Genomic DNA, 17,345 nt, shown 5'->3' with positions numbered 1-17,345 from the left:
CCGGGCTGCTGATCCGCCAGTCGCGCGAGCAGGGGCTGAACGCCACGCTGATGACCGGCGACAGCATGGCCAACCCGGACTTCTGGAAGATCGCCGGCCCGTCCGGCGAAGGCACCATGATGAGCTTCCCCAAGGAGCCGCGCAACAGCCCGGCGGCCAAGGATATGGTGGCGAAGTTCAAGGCGCAGGGCTTCGATCCGGAGGGCTTCACCCTGTTCAGCACGGCCGGCGTGCAGACCATCGCCGCCGGTGCCGAGCGCGCCAAAAGCCTGAAGCCGCTGGACATCGCCAAGGCGCTGAAGACCGGCCAGCCGGTCGACACGGTGCTCGGCCCGCTGGCCTTCGACGCGAAGGGCGACGTGAAGGACCCGGCCTATTCGCTCTACGTCTGGCGCAACGGGTCTTACAGCGAGATGTGAGCGGTTGGGGGCGCCGGGTTCCTGACAGTGGTTTCCCAAGGGCAACCGGGCCGGCCTGCGTGGGGACCGGCCCGGTTCGCCGAGACGCCCGGCAACGACCCGCTGCATAACCGTCGCGACGGCTTTCAGCGCGCGGGATCAGCGCAACTGCGGATCCAACTCCACCTGATAGCCGTTGGCGAGGCGGTTGGTCTCGTTCGCCATGGCGACGACGGCCATCAATTCGCCGAACTGGGCGTCGGTCATGCCGGCCCGGCGTGCCGCCGCCTCGTGCGAGCGGATGCAGTAGGTGCAGTTGTTGGTGACGCTGACCGCCAGATAGATCATCTCCTTCACCGCGGGGTCGAGCGCGCCGGGGGCCATCACCTCCTTCAGGCTCTCCCAGGTGCGCTTCAGCGTTGCCGGGTGGTGCGCAAGCACCTTCCAGAAGTTGTTAACGTCCGGCACGTGGCGGGTCGCCTTGATGTCGTCGTAGACGGCCCGCACCTCGGGCAAAGCGTCGGCGTGGTCGATGGGCGGCAGCGGCACGGCGGTGTTCCTCCTCGGCTTTCGATGGGCGGAAGGGTACAACGCTAGCGCGGGCGCCGCACCTGTTCGCGGTAAAAGATGTAGATGCCGCTGGCCACGATCACGGCCGCCCCGGTCAGGGTGGCGGCGCTGGGCAACTCGCCGAAGGCGACGATGCCGAACAGGTTGGCCCAGATCAGCGTGGTGTAGCCGAAGGGTGCCACGGTGGCGGCCGGGGCGGCGGTGAAGGCGCGGATCAGGCAGAAGTGGCTGCCCGCACCCAGCGCCCCCAGCAGGATCATCAGCGCCCAGCCGCCGGCATCCGGCGTGACCCAGACGAAGGGCAGGGCGGCCGTGCACACCAGCGTGCCGACGAGGCTGGTGTAGAAGAAGGTGGTCGGCTGCCGGTCGCTGGTGCTGAGCATGCGCGTGACGATCTGGTACAGCGCGTTGGCGACGACGGCGCCCAGCGGCAGCGCCACCGCCCAATGGAAGGCGCCGCTGGCCGGCCCGACGATCAGCATGGCGCCGCACAGGCCCGCCAGCACGCCCAGCCAGCGCCGCCAGCCCACCGTCTCCCCCAGCAACGGCACGGACAGGGCGGTGATCAGCACGGGTGTCAGCGTCAGAATGGCCGTGACGTCGACGAAGGGCAGCATGCCGAACGCCGTGCTGGCCAGCAGCGTGATCGCCAGCAGCAGCGCGGAGCGGACGAGCTGCAGCGGCAGCCGGCGCGAGCGCATGAGGTGCGGCATCCGCCAGCCGACGAACACCGCCGCCACCAGCATGTGCACGGCGTAGCGGCCCCACGCCACCTCCAGCAGCGGGTAGCTTTGCAGCAGCACGCGGGTGCAGGCGTCCTGGCTGACGAACAGCAGGGTCGTCAGCACCATCCAGACGATGCCGATGCGTCCCGACGCGCGCTCGTCCACGGCGGGGGGCAGGGCCGCGGTGGTCGCGGACGGGCCGCGTTCGGGGGCGATCGGGTTCCGGCCATCCATGGGCTTCGCTTCCGGGCGTGGGGGACAGCTTGGAAAACCAGCATTCGCACACGAAGTCCAATGCCCATCCCGGCCATCAGCGTTGCGCGCCCCCGTCTGCTTTCGTCCAGGCTTTCGCCCTCCGCTTTCGAATGAACTTGCCCGCGAACCTCGGTTGCTGGTTGAATAGGGTCATGGACATGGTGACCCCCCGGCAGACGGAAATCCTGTCGCTCGCCCGCTCGCTCGGTCGCGTGGTGGTCGAGGATCTGGCGCTGCGCTTCAACGTCACGCCGCAGACCATCCGCAAGGACCTGAATGACCTGTGCGACCGGCGCCTGTTGCAGCGCGTGCACGGCGGCGCCGTGGCCGGGTCGGGGGTGGAGAACCTGGGCTATGAGGCGCGGCGGCTGATCGCGCAGGAGGAGAAGCGGCGCATCGGCCAGCGCGCGGCGGATCTTGTGCCCGACCATTCGTCGCTGTTCATCAACATCGGCACGACGACGGAGGAGGTGGCGCGGGCGCTGCAGGGGCGGTCGGGGCTGGTGGTCATCACCAACAACATCAACGTCGCCAACATCCTGCGCCCGGAACCGCACATCGAGGTGATCGTCGCCGGCGGCGTGGTACGCCGGTCCGACGGCGGCATCGTCGGCGAAGCGGCCATCGACTTCTTCAACCAGTTCAAGGTCGATTTCGCGCTGATCGGCGCCTCGGCCATCGACGAGGACGGGGCGCTCCTGGACTTCGACTACCGCGAGGTTCGCGTGTCGCAGGCGATCATCGCCAACGCCCGCCACGTCGTCCTGGTGGCCGACCGAAGCAAGCTGGAACGCACGGCCCCCGTGCGCATCGGCCACATCTCCCAGGTCCACACCTTCGTCACGGACGAGCTGCCGTCCGAGCGGCTGGCGCGCATCTGTCGCGACGTCGGCGTCCAAGTGGAGGAGGTGCTGCGGGAGGGGGCGGCCGACGGGCGGGAGTAGCGGTCCCCTTTCGCATTGCTTTCACTTTTTTCGTATTGTGCGCGCACCCGAACTCCGATACCGTTTGCCTGCAAAACAAATGGAGGGGCGGGATGGCGGAGGTCTATGACCTTGCCATCGTCGGGGGCGGCATCAACGGCTGCGGCATCGCGCGGGACGCGGCCGGGCGCGGGTGCTCCGTCTACCTGTGCGAGCAAGGCGATCTGGCGTCCGGCACCTCGTCGGCTTCGACGAAGCTGATCCACGGCGGCCTGCGCTACCTGGAGTATTACGAGTTTCGGCTGGTCCGCGAGTCCTTGCAGGAGCGGGAGGTGCTGTGGCGCATGGCGCCGCACATCATCTGGCCGCTGCGCTTCGTGCTTCCGCACCTGCCGGGGCTGCGCCCAGGGTGGTTCCTGCGGCTGGGCCTGTTCCTCTACGACCACCTGGGCGGGCGCGACAGGCTGCCGGGCACGCGTTCCCTCGACCTGCGCAGCGACCCGGCCGGGGCGCCGCTGAAGCCGGGGTTCGGGCGTGCCTTCGAATATTCGGATTGCTGGGTGGAGGACGCGCGGCTGGTGGTGCTGAACGCGCAGGACGCCGCCCGCATGGGCGCCGTCGTCCGCACCCGCACGCGCTTCGTCAACGCCTACCGCAGCGAAGGACTGTGGACGGTGGGCGTCGAGGACGCGCGCAGCGGCCGCCGCTCCAGCATCCGTGCCCGCGCGCTGGTCAACGCCGCCGGCCCCTGGGTGGCGGAGGTGCTGGAGCAGGGCGTGCGCGCCGACCTCGGCCACCGGATCCGGCTGGTGCAGGGATCGCACATCGTCGTGCCGCGGCTGTTCGATCATGAGCGCTGCTACATCTTCCAGAACGGCGATGGGCGCATCGTCTTCGCCATCCCGTACGAGCGCGACTTCACGCTGATCGGCACCACCGACCGCGACTACCAGGGTCACCCGCGCGCCGTGCACGCCTCGGCGGAGGAGGTGGCGTACCTGTGCGCGGCGGCCAGCGAGTATTTCGCAAAGCCCGTCACGCCGGACGACGTGGTCTGGACCTATTCCGGCGTGCGCCCGCTGTACGACGACGGCGCCACGGCGGCGCAGGCGGCGACGCGCGACTATGTGCTGGCGCTGGACGCGCCGGCGGGAGCGCCGCCGCTGCTCAGCATCTTCGGCGGCAAGATCACCACCTACCGGCGGCTGGCCGATGCGGCGCTGGCCAATCTGGCGCCGCTGATGCCGCAACTGGCGAAGGGTGCCGACGGTTGGTCGAGCAAGGCGGCGCTGCCCGGCGGCGACTTCCCCGTGGACGGGGCGGAGGCGCTGGTGGCCGAACTGATGGAGCGTTACCCGTTCGCCGGGCGGGAGCATCTGGCGCGGCTGGTGCGCGCCTATGGCACGCGCACACGGGTGGTGCTGGGCGGTGCCCGGCGGCGCGAGGACCTGGGTCGCGACTTCGGCGCTACCCTGACCGAGGCGGAGGTCCGTTACCTGATGCGGGAGGAGTGGGCGGAGACGGCGGACGACGTGCTGTGGCGCCGCTCCAAGCTGGGGCTGCGGCTGAAGCCGGAACAGGTGGCGGCGCTCGACGCCTACATGGCGGAAGTGCGGGCGGCGCGGGCGGAAGCGTCGGGCGAGGCGGCGGAATGATGGGAGAGTGCACGTGAGCCTTGTGTTGGACAACGTCAGCCGGCACGTGGCCGGGCACACGCACGTGGAGGGCGTGTCGCTGACGCTGGAGCGCGGCTCGCTGAACGTGCTGCTGGGCCCGACGCTGTCGGGCAAGACGACGCTGATGCGGCTGATGGCGGGGCTGGATCAGCCGTCGGCCGGGCGCGTGCTGGCGGACGGGCGGGACGTGACGGGGGTGCACGTGCGCAACCGCTCCGTCGCCATGGTCTATCAGCAGTTCATCAACTATCCCACGCTGACGGTGTACGAGAACATCGCCTCGCCGCTGCGGGTGGCGAAGCGGCCGAAGGCGGAGATCGACGCCAAGGTGCGGGAAGCCGCACGGCTTTTAAAGCTGGAGCCGTACCTTGACCGCACGCCGCTGCACCTGTCCGGCGGGCAGCAGCAGCGCACCGCCATCGCCCGCGCGCTGGTCAAGGACGCGCAGCTGGTCCTGCTGGACGAGCCGCTGGCCAACCTGGACTACAAGCTGCGCGAGGAGCTGCGGGAGGAGCTGCCGAAGATCTTCGCGGCCAGCCGCGCCATCTTCGTCTACGCCACCACGGAGCCGACGGAGGCGCTGCTGCTGCGCGGCAACACGGCGACGCTGTGGGAAGGGCGGCTGGCGCAGTTCGGCCGCACGCCCGACGTCTACCGCCGGCCGGCCAACCTGACCAGCGCCCGCGTTTTCTCCGACCCGCCGCTCAACACCATGCGGGTGCACAAGCGCGGGGCGCAGCTGGTGCTGGCGACGGGGGAGCACGGGGCGGCGCGCGGCGTGCTCTCGGCCCTGCCGGACGACAGCTACACCATCGGCTTCCGCGCCGACCACCTGTACCTCCAGCGTCCGGACCCCGAGGCCGTCGCGGTGGCGGGGACCGTGGCGGTCAGCGAGATCACGGGATCGGAGAGCTTCGTGCACGTGGACGTCGGCACCGACCGCTGGGTGGCGGTGACGCGCGGCGTGCTGGAGGTGGAGCCGGGCGAGCGGATCGAGGTCTACATCGACCAGCACCGCCTGTTCGTGTTCGGCCACGACGGGACGCTGGCCGCGGCCCCGCCGCTGGTCCTGGCGGCCTGAGGGGGGAGGGGACCGTGGCGCGCATCGAGCTGCAGAACCTCGCGCACAGCTATACCGCCAAACCGGCGGGGCCGAAGGACTACGCGCTGAAGCCCATGGACCACGTTTGGGAGCAGGGCGGGGCCTACGCGCTGCTGGGGCCGTCAGGGTGCGGGAAGACGACGCTTCTGAACATCATCTCCGGCCTGCTGGTGCCCAGCGAAGGGCGGGTGCTGTTCGACGGGCGCGACGTGACGGAACTGCCGACGGAGGCGCGCAACATCGCCCAGGTGTTCCAGTTCCCCGTCGTCTACGACACCATGACGGTCTACGAGAACCTCGCCTCTCCGCTGCGCAACCGCGGCCTGCGCGGGGCGGCGGTGGACGCGCGGGTGCGGGAGATCGCGGCGTTGCTGGACCTGACGCCCGACCTGAACCGGCGCGGGCGCGGGCTGACGGCGGACGCCAAGCAGAAGATCTCGCTGGGCCGCGGGCTGGTGCGGCCGGACGTGGCGGCCATCCTGTTCGACGAGCCGCTGACCGTCATCGACCCGCACCTGAAGTGGGAGCTGCGTTCGAAGCTGAAGGCGCTGCACCGGGCGCTGGACCTCACCATGATCTACGTGACGCACGACCAGACGGAGGCGCTGACCTTCGCCGACACGGTGGTGGTCATGCACGACGGTGCGGTGGTGCAGATCGGCCGCCCGGACGAGCTGTTCGAGCGGCCGGCGCACACCTTCGTCGGGCACTTCATCGGCTCGCCGGGCATGAACCTGCTGCCGGCGGAGGTCGCCGGGCGGCAGGCGGTGGTCGGCGGGCACGCGCTGACGCTGGCGCGCGGCTACCCCCATTTGAACGGCGGCAGCCGCGTGGAGATCGGCGTGCGGCCGGAGTTCGCGACGCTGGCGCCGGCCGGGGCCGGCCTGCCGGTGCGCGTGCGCCGCATCGACGACCTGGGCCGCGTGCGCATCGCCAAGGTGGAACTGGCCGGCCTGCCGCTGGCCGCCACCGTTCCGGAAACGCTGAGCGTGGCGGGGGAGGAGGCGTCGCTGCTGTTCGACCCGGCCATGGTGCACGTCTACGCCGACGGGCATCTGGTGGAAGGGGAGGCTGCGTGATGGACAGGCCCGTCAACCAGGGCGCGTGGCTGCTGGTCCTGCCGGTGCTGCTGATCGTCGCCTTCTCGGCGATCGTGCCGCTGATGACCGTGGTGAACTATTCGGTGCAGGACACCTTCGGCAACAACCAGTTCTTCTGGAACGGCATCGGCTGGTACCAGGAACTGCTGGACCCCACCACCGACCTGGGCGGCCGCTTCTTCGACGCGCTGTGGCGCAACCTGCTGTTCTCCGCACTCATCCTGGCGATCGAGGTGCCGCTGGGCATCGCGGTGGCGCTGAGCATGCCGCGTGAGGGCTGGCGGGTGGCGGCGACGCTGGTGGTGATGGCGCTGCCGCTGCTGATCCCGTGGAACGTGGTCGGCACCATCTGGCAGATCTTCGCGCGCGAGGACATCGGCCTCTTGGGTTGGGCCGTCAACCGGCTGGGCATCCCCTACAACTACACGGCCGACCCGCTGTCGGCGTGGGTGACCATCATCGCCATGGACGTGTGGCACTGGACGTCGCTGGTGGCGTTGCTGTGCTACGCCGGGCTGCGGTCGATCCCCGACGCGTTCTATCAGGCGGCGCGGATCGACGGGGCGTCGCGCTGGGCGATCTTCCGCAACATCCAGCTGCCGAAGATGCACCGGGTGCTGCTGATCGCCGTGCTGCTGCGCTTCATGGACAGCTTCATGATCTACACCGAGCCGTTCGTGGTGACCGGCGGCGGGCCGGGCAATTCGACCACCTTCGTGTCCATCGACCTCGTCAAGCTGGCGCTGGGGCAGTTCGACCTGGGCAAGGCGGCGGCGCTGTCCATCGTCTACAACCTGATCATCCTCGCGGTGTGCTGGGTCTTCTACACGGTGATGACCCGCATGGATGCCCAGAGAAATTAAGGGCAAGGAGTTGAGCCATGCTGCGCGCGCGGATCGTGCTGGGCCTATACCTCGTATTCCTGTTGCTGCCGATCTATTGGCTGGTCAACATGAGCCTGAAGACGAACATGGAGATCGTCGGCGGCGTCACGCTGTGGCCGCACCGGTTGACGTTCGAGAACTACGTCCGCATCTTCACCGACGAGTCCTGGTATTCGGGTTATCTCAACTCGCTGCAATACGTGGCGCTGAACACGGTGCTGTCGATCGCGCTGGCGCTGCCGGCGGCGTACGCCTTCTCGCGCTTCCGCTTCGTGGGCGACAAGCACCTGTTCTTCTGGCTGCTGTCCAACCGCATGGCGCCACCGGCGGTGTTCGCGCTGCCGTTCTTCAACCTGTATTCGGCCATCGGGCTGTTCGACACGCCGCTGGCGGTGGCGCTGGCGCACTGCCTGTTCAACGTGCCGCTGGCGGTGTGGATCCTGGAAGGCTTCATGTCCGGCGTGCCGCGCGAGATCGACGAGACGGCGTACCTGGACGGCTACAGCTTCCCGCACTTCTTCGTGAAGATCTTCACGCCGCTGGTGGCCAGCGGCATCGGCGTCACCGCCTTCTTCTGCTTCATGTTCAGCTGGGTCGAACTGCTGCTGGCGCGCACGCTGACGTCGGTGGACGCCAAGCCGATCGCCGCCACCATGACGCGCACCGTGTCGGCCGCCGGCATGGACTGGGGCCTGCTCGCGGCGGCGGGCGTGCTGACCATTGTGCCGGGGGCGCTCGTCATCTGGTTCGTGCGCAACTACATCGCCAAGGGCTTCGCCCTGGGCCGGGTGTGAGGAGGCCGCCATGGAATTCCTCGGCATGGACTTCGCCTGGATGGCGTGGACGTGGCAGACCGGGACCTTCTTCGCCGTGATCGCCGCGTTGCTGGCGCTGCTGACCCTGCTGGCGCTGAACCGGCCGGAGCTGGCGCGGCCGGGCATCCTGGGCATCACCACCACGCGTGGCGACCGGCTGTTCATCACGCTGCTGGGCAGCGCCTTCATCCACCTCGCCTGGCTGGGACTGGTGGGGCCGGAACTGCACTACGCATCCATCCTGGCGCTTGTCTACGCCGCGGCGGTGTTCCGCTGGGTGTGAGGAAACTGATCAATACAAGGAAGGGGAGGAAACAATGCGCAACCTGTGTCTGGCCACCGCCTCGGCGGCGGCCCTGCTGATCGCTGCATCACCGGCCTTCGCCGACATGGAGGCGGCGCGGCGCTGGATCGACAGCGAATTCCAGCCCTCCACGCTGTCCAAGGAAGAGCAGCTGAAGGAGATGGAGTGGTTCATCAACGCCGCGAAACCCTTCGCCGGCATGGAGATCAACGTCGTCTCCGAAACCATTACCACGCATGAGTACGAGGCCCGCGTCCTCGCCAAGGCCTTCAGCGAGATCACCGGCATCAAGCTGCGCCACGACCTCATCCAGGAGGGCGACGTGGTGGAGAAGATCCAGACGCAGATGCAGTCGGGCAAGAACATCTACGACGCCTGGATCAACGACAGCGACCTGATCGGCACCCATTTCCGCTACAAGCAGGCCATTCCGCTCAGCGACTGGATGGCCGGGGAGGGCAAGGACGTCACCCTGCCGACGCTGGACGTCAACGACTTCATCGGCAAGTCCTTCACCACCGGCCCGGACGGCAAGCTGTACCAGCTGCCCGACCAGCAGTTCGCCAACCTCTACTGGTTCCGCTACGACTGGTTCCAGCGCGCCGACCTGAAGGAGAGGTTCAAGGCCAAATACGGCTATGACCTGGGCGTGCCGGTCAACTGGTCGGCGTACGAGGACGTCGCCGAGTTCTTCACCAACGACGTGAAGGAGATCGACGGCGTCAAGGTCTACGGCCACATGGATTACGGCAAGAAGGACCCGTCGCTGGGCTGGCGCTTCACCGACGCGTGGCTGTCCATGGCCGGCAACGGCGACCGCGGCATCCCCAACGGTCTGCCGGTGGACGAGTGGGGCGTGCGCATGGAGGGCTGCCGCCCGGTCGGCTCCTCGGTCGAGCGCGGCGGCGACACCAACGGGCCGGCGTCGGTCTACGCCATCACCAAGTACACGGAGTGGCTGAAGAAGTACGCGCCGCCGCAGGCGGCCGGCATGACCTTCTCGGAATCCGGGCCGGTGCCGGCGCAGGGCAACGTGGCGCAGCAGATCTTCTGGTACACCGCCTTCACCGCCGACATGGTGAAGGACGGGCTGCCGGTGGTGAACGCCGACGGCACGCCCAAGTGGCGCATGGCCCCTTCGCCGCACGGGTCGTACTGGAAGGACGGCATGAAGCTGGGCTACCAGGACGCCGGATCGTGGACATTGCTGAAGTCCACGCCGGTGGACCGGCGCAAGGCGGCGTGGCTGTACGCGCAGTTCACCGTGTCCAAGACCGTCAGCCTGAAGAAGAGCCACGTCGGCCTGACCTTTGTGCGCGAGAGCGACATCTGGGACAAGAGCTTCACCGAGCGGGCGCCCAAACTGGGCGGGCTGGTGGAATTCTACCGCTCGCCCGCACGGGTGCAATGGACGCCAACGGGCAACAACATCCCGGACTACCCGAAGCTGGCGCAGCTGTGGTGGCAGAACATCGGCGACGCGTCGTCGGGCGCCAAGACGCCGCAGGCGGCCATGGACGCGCTAGCGGCGGCGCAGGACTCCGTGCTGGAGCGGCTTGAGAAGTCGGGCGTGCAGGGCGAGTGCGGGCCGAAGCTGAACAAGAAGGAATCGGCCGAGTTCTGGTTCGCCAAGGCCGAGAAGGACGGCAACGTCGCCCCGCAGCGCAAGCTGTCGAACGAGAAGCCGAAGGGGGAGACGGTGGACTACGACCAGTTGATCAAGTCCTGGCCGGCGTCCCCGCCGAAGAAGGCCGCGATGAAGTGAGGGTGTGGGGGCCCACGCGCTGGGCCCCCATCCGCCCGTCCCGGAAGGGACATGGCTGATCCCCCGAAAATGCGTTCGAATTGTCTTGATGCGGTGCGTGTGGGGTCCATATAAACCCTCGTGATGAACGCCTCAGAAAAATGCGGTCCGATCTGAAGACGATCCGGCCGCACCGATGCAAGAATCCCGCAGGCCTCTTGAAGACGGCGCGGGAATGCCCACCTAAACAACCGTTGCCGATCGGTGGTGATCCGTCGGCAATTTTCGACCACCCTCCCGAAATTCCTGGTTCGGCGCGCCTTTTTCGGTGCGTTGTCGAGCCCCTCTCCGGCGCGTGCACGCCGGCTGCCTCGGCAAGATTTCCTTGTCCTGGCGCCGCCGCGCGTGCCGGGGAGGTCCCCCATCCCGCATCCGTCCGTGATGCACGCCCGTCCGGCAGCGTCGAATGCCGGCTCACACGCAAGCGAACAAGAAGAACGAAGGACGCATGACTGTTAATGTGAAACGGCGCCGCTCGGCGCCGCGCGGCGGCACCCGTGTGCAGCGCGCAGAGCATCATTTCCCCGTCGTCAGCCACGGCGGCCCGCGCCGCAAGATCCCCGGCCCGACGCCGGGCAAGGACGAGATCCTGTTCCTGCCGCTGGGCGGCTGCTCGCGCATCGGCATGAACATGGCGCTGTACGGGCACGACGGGAAATGGCTGATCGTCGACGCCGGCGTCGCCTTCATGGGCGACGAGGCGCCGGGCATCAACGCGCTGATGGCCGATCCCTCGTTCATCGAGGATCGCATGGAGGACGTGGTCGGCCTCGTCGTCACCCACGCGCACGAGGACCATATCGGAGCCATCCACCACCTGTGGCCGCGCCTGAAGTGCCCGATCTACGCCAGTCCCTTCGCCACCGAGATCATCAAGGAGCGGCTGAAGGAGGCCGGTTCCCTGCGGCAGGTGCGCGTGCGCACCTTCGGCATCGGCGACACGCTGAAGCTCGGCCCCTTCCGGGTGGAGACGATCGCCGTCACCCACTCGATCCCCGAGCCGGTGGCACTGGCCATCCGCACGGACGCCGGCACGGTGCTGCACACCGGTGACTGGAAGTTCGACCCCGATCCGCTGGTCGGCCGCACCACCGACTTCGCGGCACTCCGGCGCCTGGGCGACGAGGGGCTGCTGGCGATGATGTGCGACAGCACCAACGCCAACGTCGACGGCTCCACCGGGTCGGAAGCCGACGCCCGCGCCGGTCTGGTCGCCGCCTTCGCGGGGCGCAAGGGGGCGATCGCCGTCACCGGCTTCGCCAGCAACATCGCCCGCATGAAGGCGGTGGTCGAGGCTGCCGCGGCCAACGACCGCCGGGTCGTGCTGGCCGGCCGCTCCATGCTGCGCATGGCCAAGGCGGCGCAGGCCTGCGGCTACTTCGAGGGACTGCCGGACTTCATGGGGCTGGAGGAGGCCTCGTGGACCGACCGGCGCAACCTGGTCCTGCTGTGCACCGGCAGCCAGGGCGAGGACCGCGCGGCGCTGAGCCGCATCGCCCGCAACAACCACCGCGAGCTGTGGCTGCAGCGCGGCGACACGGCCATCTTCTCCGCCCGCATGATCCCCGGCAACGAGGAGGCCATCGGCGACGTGCAGGACCACCTGCGCGCCATGGGGGTGGAGGTGGTGACGCCGAACGAGGCGCCGGTCCACGTGTCGGGCCATCCCAAGCGGGACGACCTGCTGCGCATGTACGACCTCGTCCGCCCGCGCTTCGCGGTGCCGGTGCACGGCACGCTGGAGCACCTGGAGGAACACGCTCGCCTCGCTCGCGCTTGGGGCGTGGAAGCGGCGGTAGTGTCCGAGGACGGCGACTTCATCCGCCTGTCCCGCACCGCCGGCGCCGCCGTGATCGACCATATAGAGCCGAAGCGCCTGGCCGACACCGGCCAGGAGATCATCGCCTGGAACCCCGACGCCGTGCTGTATCCGGACACCGTTCCGGAGCGTCTGGCGGCGTAGGGCACAGAACGGAGTGAACGATGGCAGGATATCCCGCCTCCGCCGACCGGCTGGCGTTCCCCGACATCCTCGACCCGGTCTTCACCGCCTGGGAGGAGGATGACGGATCCCTCGCCGAGGCCGTCAACGAGGTTGCCGAGGCGCTGGCCGACAGCGGCACGCTGATCGTCGACGCGCTGGGCCGCCCGGCGCACGGCATCACCGACGAGGAAGCCGTGCTGGGCGTGATCGACACCTACGTCCGGGTGCTGCTGCACCTGGGCGAGGTCGACGAGGCCGCCGCCATGGGCGACCTCATCGACCGCATCCAGAAGGTCAACCGCGACCGCAAGCGCCGCCGCGGGGCGCAGCGGGAGGTATAGTCCTAGCGGTTGCCGGTCCCCTTGCCGGCCCCGGTCGTCGGGGCCTGCGGGCTGCCGGTGGTGGCGGAGTCGACGCCGGGACCGACATCGAGATTCTCCGCCTCCTCCCCGCGGTCGAGGGCGCGGGCCTCCTCGCTGCCGGGGGCGCTGCCGATGGCGCGCTCGGACGGGTCGGCGCCGGGGCCTTCCACGTTCTGGAAGCCGCCCTTCTCCTCGTCCACCGACTTGCCGCGCCGCGTGTCGCGGAAGTCCAGCGGCTCATCGCGCTGGTCGCCGTGGATCCTGTCGGAACCCATGCCGTTCCTCCTCCTGTCGGTTGCCCCTGTCCAAACAGAAGGGGGGCGGCGCCGTTCCTCTCCCGATCGCCTCCCCCGATCGCCTCCTACGATCGGTAGAGGGCGGTTGACGCGCCCGGTTCGGGTGCACAGGTCCAGGGACGCACAGAAAGGAAGGAGGTCACCGCATGGCCCGCGTCACCGTCGAGGACTGCGTCCTCAAGATCCCCAACCGCTTCGACTTGGTCATGGCCGCCGCCCAGCGGGCACGCGCCATCGCGTCCGGCGCACCGCTGTCGATCGAACGCGACAACGACAAGAACCCCGTCGTGGCGTTGCGCGAGATCGCCGAGGAGACGGTGTCCCCCGACGCGCTGAAGGACGCGCTGATCCGCGGTCACCAGCGCCGCATCGAGAGCACCGAGCCTGAGGAGGAGATCGTCGAGCTGATGGCCGGCGAGAACGACTGGGCCGGCCGCGAGGACAACTCCTTCGCCGATGACGACGCCATGAGCGACGCCGAGGAAGACATCGGCGAGGAGGATGACCTGCTGTCCGACATGGACGGCGACCCCGAGCGCGCCTTCGGCATGACGGAGGACGACGTGGTCGGCCGCGACGCCGACGGCGATCGCGGCCCGTGAATCAGCCGGTTTCAGGCGGCAAAGGCTGGGAGCGGGTCTCAGCCTTTGCTGTGCTGACCTGAAGCGCCTCGAAGGGCGTTGCGCAGCAGCCAGAACAGCAGCACGGGAACGGCAACCACGGCGATGGAAATGGCGCCGAGAGACACCACGGCACTCCAGGCGGCGACATAGGCGGGCACCCCGATGGCGCCGGTCCCGCGGACCACCCAGGAGAGCACCGTGTCGTTGAGCAACGGAACCGCGCACAGGCACAGATAGGCGACGATCACAAAAGGAAGGCTCGCCGGATACCAAGCAGGACCCGCCGCATCCGCGCACGCGGATCCGTTCATCGCAGTGGCCATAGGATCTCCCATTTCATGCATGTGTTTTCCCTGACTTAGCCCGTGGAAATCGGGAAATTCAATGGGAATTTGACCATCGTCAATGTGATGGCGTCAATGTGATGGGCGCCGGCTCGCCACCGCTCGCCGAGGACCGTTGAACGCCGCCGCGATCCGCCTTAGGTGTGCGGGGCCGCAACGGGACGATCGGGGAGGGCGAGCATGCGCCGAAGAGGTTTTCTGGGGGCGCTGGCCGGCGCCGCGTTGACGCCGCGCGCCGCTGCCTTCGCGCAGGGCGCGCCCGTGGACCGCTTCCCCGAGGGTTTCGTCTGGGGCGTCTCCACCTCGTCCTATCAGATCGAAGGGGCGGTGGAGGCCGATGGCCGCGCGCCCAGCATCTGGGACACCTTCAGCCGCACCCCCGGCAAGGTGGCGAACGGCGATACCGGCGACGCCGCCTGCGACCACTACAACCGCTACCTGGAAGACGTCGAGCTGATGGCGCGGGCGCGCATGCGCGCCTACCGCTTCTCCATCGCGTGGCCGCGCGTCATGCCGACGGGTGAGGGGGCGGTCAACGCCAAGGGGCTGGACTTCTACGAACGGCTGGTCGACGCGCTGCTGGCGCGGGGGATCGAGCCGTGGGCCTGCCTGTTCCACTGGGACCTGCCGCAGGCCTTGCAGGACAAGGGCGGCTGGACCAACCGCGACAGCGCGCAGTGGTTCACCGACTACGCCCTCGTCGTCGCCGGCCGGCTGGGCGACCGGGTGAACCACTGGGCCATGTTCAACGAGCCCAACGTCTTCGCCATCTTCGGCCATGGTGTCGGCACGCACGCGCCGGGGCTGACCGGGCGGGCCAACTGCATGGCCGCGATCCACCACCAGAACCTCGCTCAGGGCATGGCGATACGGGCGTTGCGCGGCGGCGGCCGGCCGGCGTGGCGGCTGGGCACGGTGCTGAGCGTGCAGCCGATCCGGCCGGCCGGGGGGCTGGAGGCGAATCGTCCTGCGGCGGCGATGTGGGACGCGCTGTGGAACCGCGCCTGCCTGGATCCGCTGTTCCTTGGCCGCTATCCGGACCTGCTGGCTGCGGACTTCGAGCCGCTGGTGAAGCCGGGCGACCTCGCGGTGATCCGCCAGGCGGTGAACTACCTGGGGATCAACTACTACAGCCGCCTCTACCAGCAGCCGGACCCAGGCGGGCTGGTCGGCACCGGCTTCGGCCCGCCGCCTCCGGGCGTGAAGGTGACGGGCATGGGCTGGCCGGTGGAGCCGGACGGGCTGACCGAGCAATTGCTGGAACTGCGCGACCGTTACCGCAACCCGCTGGTCTACATCATGGAGAACGGTGCCGACTTCTACGACTGGGTCGGCCCGGAGGGGAAGGCGGAAGACGGCGAGCGCATCGCCTTCATCCGCGACCACCTGCGCGCCGGGGCCGAGGCGATCCGCCAGGGGGCGAACCTCAAGGGCTGGTTCCCCTGGACCCTGCTGGACAACTTCGAATGGGCGGAGGGCTACGCCCGCCACTTCGGGCTCGTGCAGGTCGACCGCAGCACCATGAAGCGCACGCCCAAGGCCAGCTATCACTGGTACGCCGACGCCATCCGCATGAACGGCGTGCCGGGGTATTGAGCCGCGACAACCCAGGCGCGACACCATGGTGTTGGCGCGGCGCATGGCCTTGGGGCATGCTGGTGGAAAACCGATAACGTCAGGAGGCCGTCGCCATGACCACCTACACCTTCCCCAAGGACTTCCTGTGGGGCGCCTCCACCGCCGCCTACCAGATCGAAGGGGCGATCGACGCCGACGGCCGCGGCCCGTGCGTGTGGGATACCTTCACCGCCGCCGGCAAGATCCAGGACGGCAGCAGCGCCGCGGTGGCCTGCGACCACTACCACCGCTGGCAGGAGGACATCGGGCTGTTGAAGGACGCGGGCTTCAACGCCTATCGCTTCTCCATCGCGTGGCCGCGCATCCTGCCCACCGGCTCGGGCGCCGTGGTCGAGGCGGGGCTGGATTTCTACGACAAGCTGGTCGACGGCCTGCTGGCCGCTGGCATACGGCCCATGGCCTGTCTGTACCACTGGGATCTGCCGCAGCCGCTGGAGGACAAGGGCGGCTGGCAGGGGCGCGAGGTGATCGGGCCGTTCGCCGAGTACGCCCGCATCGTCAGCGCGCGGCTGGCCGACCGGGTCAAGGACTGGATGATGCTGAACGAGCCGAACGTGGTCGCCACGCACGGTTACGGCACCGGCGAGCACGCGCCCGGCCACAAGCTGGGCGAGATGGGCATGCTGCGCGCCCTGCACCACCAGAATCTGGCGCAGGGGGCGGCGTTGCGCGCCATCGCGGCGGAACATTCCGGGTTGACGCTGGGAACCGTCATCAACCTGCAGCCCTGCCGCGCCGAGGACGACCGGCCGGAGAACGTGGCCGCGGCGGCGCGCTGGGACGCGGTGTGGAACCGCGTGGCGCTGGACGGCGTGCTGCGCGGGCAGATCCCGCCGCTGATGGCCGAGAAGATGAAGGGCATCGTGCAGCCCGGCGACGAGGAGGCGATCCGCTATCCCATCGACCTGCTGGGCATCAACTACTACTCGCGCATGACCATGAAGCACGAGGAGGGGCATCCCTTCGACGTGTGGTGGGGCGACGCGCACTGCGACCGCTGGACCGCCATGGCGTGGCCGGTGCAGCCCGACGGGCTCTACGACCTGCTGAAGATGTTCCGGGACGACTATGGCAACATCGCCGTCTACGTCGCCGAGAACGGGGCGGCGTACGACGACGTGGTGACCCCGGACGGCAAGGTGCACGACGCCGAGCGCGTGGCGTTCCTGCGCGACCACGTGGCGGCGGTGGGCAAGGCGGTGCAGGAGGGCTGCAACGTCAAGGGCTACCTGTGCTGGAGCCTGCTCGACAACTTCGAATGGGCCTTCGGGCTGAGCAAGCGCTTCGGCGTCGTGCGCGTGGATTACGACACGCTGCAGCGCATCCCGAAGGACAGCTACCACTTCCTCAGCACCGTGGCGAAGAGCGGGGTGGTGGAGGCCTGACGTTGGGTTTTCGCTGGCGTGTATAGACCGGAGACATCCTTTACAGGTGTTCGGGGACATCATTGACACATATGGGCGTGGACGAAGCTTAGCGAGGGCTTGGCCATGCCATTCCAGGAGGTGTCGAAGATGTCCCTGCGTCTGGAGTTTGTGACGC

Annotated in this window: 18 protein-coding genes; 14 read left to right on the top strand and 4 right to left on the bottom strand. The window is 68.7% G+C overall.

Annotation, left to right across the window (positions count from 1 at the left end):
- A partial coding sequence (locus VED21_RS35020; RefSeq protein ID WP_324890548.1) for an ABC transporter substrate-binding protein occupies nucleotides 1-419 on the top strand: 419 nt, incomplete at its 5' end.
- 138 nt (nucleotides 420-557) lie between these two features.
- Here VED21_RS35020 and VED21_RS35015 read toward each other — a convergent pair.
- Nucleotides 558-947 carry a carboxymuconolactone decarboxylase family protein gene (locus tag VED21_RS35015; RefSeq protein ID WP_324890547.1) on the bottom strand — a complete coding sequence of 130 codons (390 nt, stop codon included), beginning with the start codon at nucleotides 945-947 and terminating at the stop codon, nucleotides 558-560.
- Nucleotides 948-991: 44 nt separating this feature from the next.
- Nucleotides 992-1,927 carry a DMT family transporter gene (locus tag VED21_RS35010; protein WP_324890546.1) on the bottom strand — a complete coding sequence of 312 codons (936 nt, stop codon included), beginning with the start codon at nucleotides 1,925-1,927 and terminating at the stop codon, nucleotides 992-994.
- A gap of 173 nt (nucleotides 1,928-2,100) precedes the next feature.
- On the opposite strand from VED21_RS35010, the gene VED21_RS35005 reads away from it, so the two are divergent.
- The 10 genes from VED21_RS35005 to VED21_RS34960 all read left to right on the top strand — a co-directional run bounded on the left by VED21_RS35005 (nucleotide 2,101) and on the right by VED21_RS34960 (nucleotide 12,881).
- Complete coding sequence (locus VED21_RS35005; protein WP_324890545.1) at nucleotides 2,101-2,892, top strand: DeoR/GlpR family DNA-binding transcription regulator; 792 nt, start codon at nucleotides 2,101-2,103, stop codon at nucleotides 2,890-2,892.
- A gap of 92 nt (nucleotides 2,893-2,984) precedes the next feature.
- Nucleotides 2,985-4,526 (top strand): glycerol-3-phosphate dehydrogenase, encoded by a 1,542-nt coding sequence (gene glpD / locus VED21_RS35000; protein WP_324890544.1) that lies wholly within the window; start codon nucleotides 2,985-2,987, stop codon nucleotides 4,524-4,526.
- A gap of 13 nt (nucleotides 4,527-4,539) precedes the next feature.
- The gene (locus VED21_RS34995; protein WP_324890543.1) at nucleotides 4,540-5,628 is read left to right on the top strand and encodes an ABC transporter ATP-binding protein; all 1,089 of its coding nucleotides are present in this window, start codon (nucleotides 4,540-4,542) and stop codon (nucleotides 5,626-5,628) included.
- A 14-nt stretch (nucleotides 5,629-5,642) separates the two neighbouring features.
- Nucleotides 5,643-6,728, top strand: coding sequence for an ABC transporter ATP-binding protein (locus VED21_RS34990; RefSeq protein WP_324890542.1), 1,086 nt, complete (start codon nucleotides 5,643-5,645; stop codon nucleotides 6,726-6,728).
- The gene (locus VED21_RS34985; protein ID WP_324890541.1) at nucleotides 6,728-7,612 is read left to right on the top strand and encodes a sugar ABC transporter permease; all 885 of its coding nucleotides are present in this window, start codon (nucleotides 6,728-6,730) and stop codon (nucleotides 7,610-7,612) included. Before VED21_RS34990 ends, VED21_RS34985 begins: the two co-directional genes overlap by 1 nt.
- A gap of 17 nt (nucleotides 7,613-7,629) precedes the next feature.
- Nucleotides 7,630-8,427 (top strand): carbohydrate ABC transporter permease, encoded by a 798-nt coding sequence (locus VED21_RS34980; protein WP_324890540.1) that lies wholly within the window; start codon nucleotides 7,630-7,632, stop codon nucleotides 8,425-8,427.
- A gap of 10 nt (nucleotides 8,428-8,437) precedes the next feature.
- Nucleotides 8,438-8,731, top strand: a complete 294-nt coding sequence (locus tag VED21_RS34975) for a DUF2160 domain-containing protein (RefSeq protein ID WP_324890539.1) — start codon at nucleotides 8,438-8,440, stop codon at nucleotides 8,729-8,731.
- Nucleotides 8,732-8,765: 34 nt separating this feature from the next.
- Nucleotides 8,766-10,517 (top strand): ABC transporter substrate-binding protein, encoded by a 1,752-nt coding sequence (locus tag VED21_RS34970; protein WP_324890538.1) that lies wholly within the window; start codon nucleotides 8,766-8,768, stop codon nucleotides 10,515-10,517.
- A 487-nt stretch (nucleotides 10,518-11,004) separates the two neighbouring features.
- Nucleotides 11,005-12,519 carry a ribonuclease J gene (locus tag VED21_RS34965; protein WP_324890537.1) on the top strand — a complete coding sequence of 505 codons (1,515 nt, stop codon included), beginning with the start codon at nucleotides 11,005-11,007 and terminating at the stop codon, nucleotides 12,517-12,519.
- Between the two features lie 20 nt (nucleotides 12,520-12,539).
- Nucleotides 12,540-12,881 carry a hypothetical protein gene (locus VED21_RS34960; protein WP_324890536.1) on the top strand — a complete coding sequence of 114 codons (342 nt, stop codon included), beginning with the start codon at nucleotides 12,540-12,542 and terminating at the stop codon, nucleotides 12,879-12,881.
- 2 nt (nucleotides 12,882-12,883) lie between these two features.
- On the opposite strand, the gene VED21_RS34955 is transcribed toward VED21_RS34960, so the two are convergent.
- Nucleotides 12,884-13,177 carry a hypothetical protein gene (locus tag VED21_RS34955; RefSeq protein WP_324890535.1) on the bottom strand — a complete coding sequence of 98 codons (294 nt, stop codon included), beginning with the start codon at nucleotides 13,175-13,177 and terminating at the stop codon, nucleotides 12,884-12,886.
- 167 nt (nucleotides 13,178-13,344) lie between these two features.
- On the opposite strand from VED21_RS34955, the gene rpoZ reads away from it, so the two are divergent.
- Nucleotides 13,345-13,800: a DNA-directed RNA polymerase subunit omega gene (gene rpoZ / locus VED21_RS34950; protein WP_324890534.1), complete on the top strand. Its 456-nt coding sequence runs from the start codon at nucleotides 13,345-13,347 to the stop codon at nucleotides 13,798-13,800.
- Between the two features lie 38 nt (nucleotides 13,801-13,838).
- Here the strand turns inward: rpoZ and VED21_RS34945 are convergent, their stop codons facing one another.
- Nucleotides 13,839-14,144, bottom strand: a complete 306-nt coding sequence (locus VED21_RS34945; protein ID WP_324890533.1) for a hypothetical protein — start codon at nucleotides 14,142-14,144, stop codon at nucleotides 13,839-13,841.
- A gap of 201 nt (nucleotides 14,145-14,345) precedes the next feature.
- Here VED21_RS34945 and VED21_RS34940 point away from each other — a divergent pair, with 201 nt between their 5' ends.
- Together VED21_RS34940 and VED21_RS34935 are read left to right on the top strand one after the other, a co-directional pair.
- Nucleotides 14,346-15,761, top strand: coding sequence for a GH1 family beta-glucosidase (locus VED21_RS34940; protein ID WP_324890532.1), 1,416 nt, complete (start codon nucleotides 14,346-14,348; stop codon nucleotides 15,759-15,761).
- Between the two features lie 95 nt (nucleotides 15,762-15,856).
- The gene (locus VED21_RS34935) at nucleotides 15,857-17,188 is read left to right on the top strand and encodes a GH1 family beta-glucosidase (RefSeq protein WP_324890531.1); all 1,332 of its coding nucleotides are present in this window, start codon (nucleotides 15,857-15,859) and stop codon (nucleotides 17,186-17,188) included.
- Nucleotides 17,189-17,345: the final 157 nt, after the last annotated feature.

This window comes from Azospirillum sp. (assembly GCF_035627195.1).
GTDB lineage: Bacteria > Pseudomonadota > Alphaproteobacteria > Azospirillales > Azospirillaceae > Azospirillum.
The sequence above is the reverse complement of the archived record's forward strand: the minus strand, read 5'-3'. Positions and strand labels throughout refer to the sequence as shown.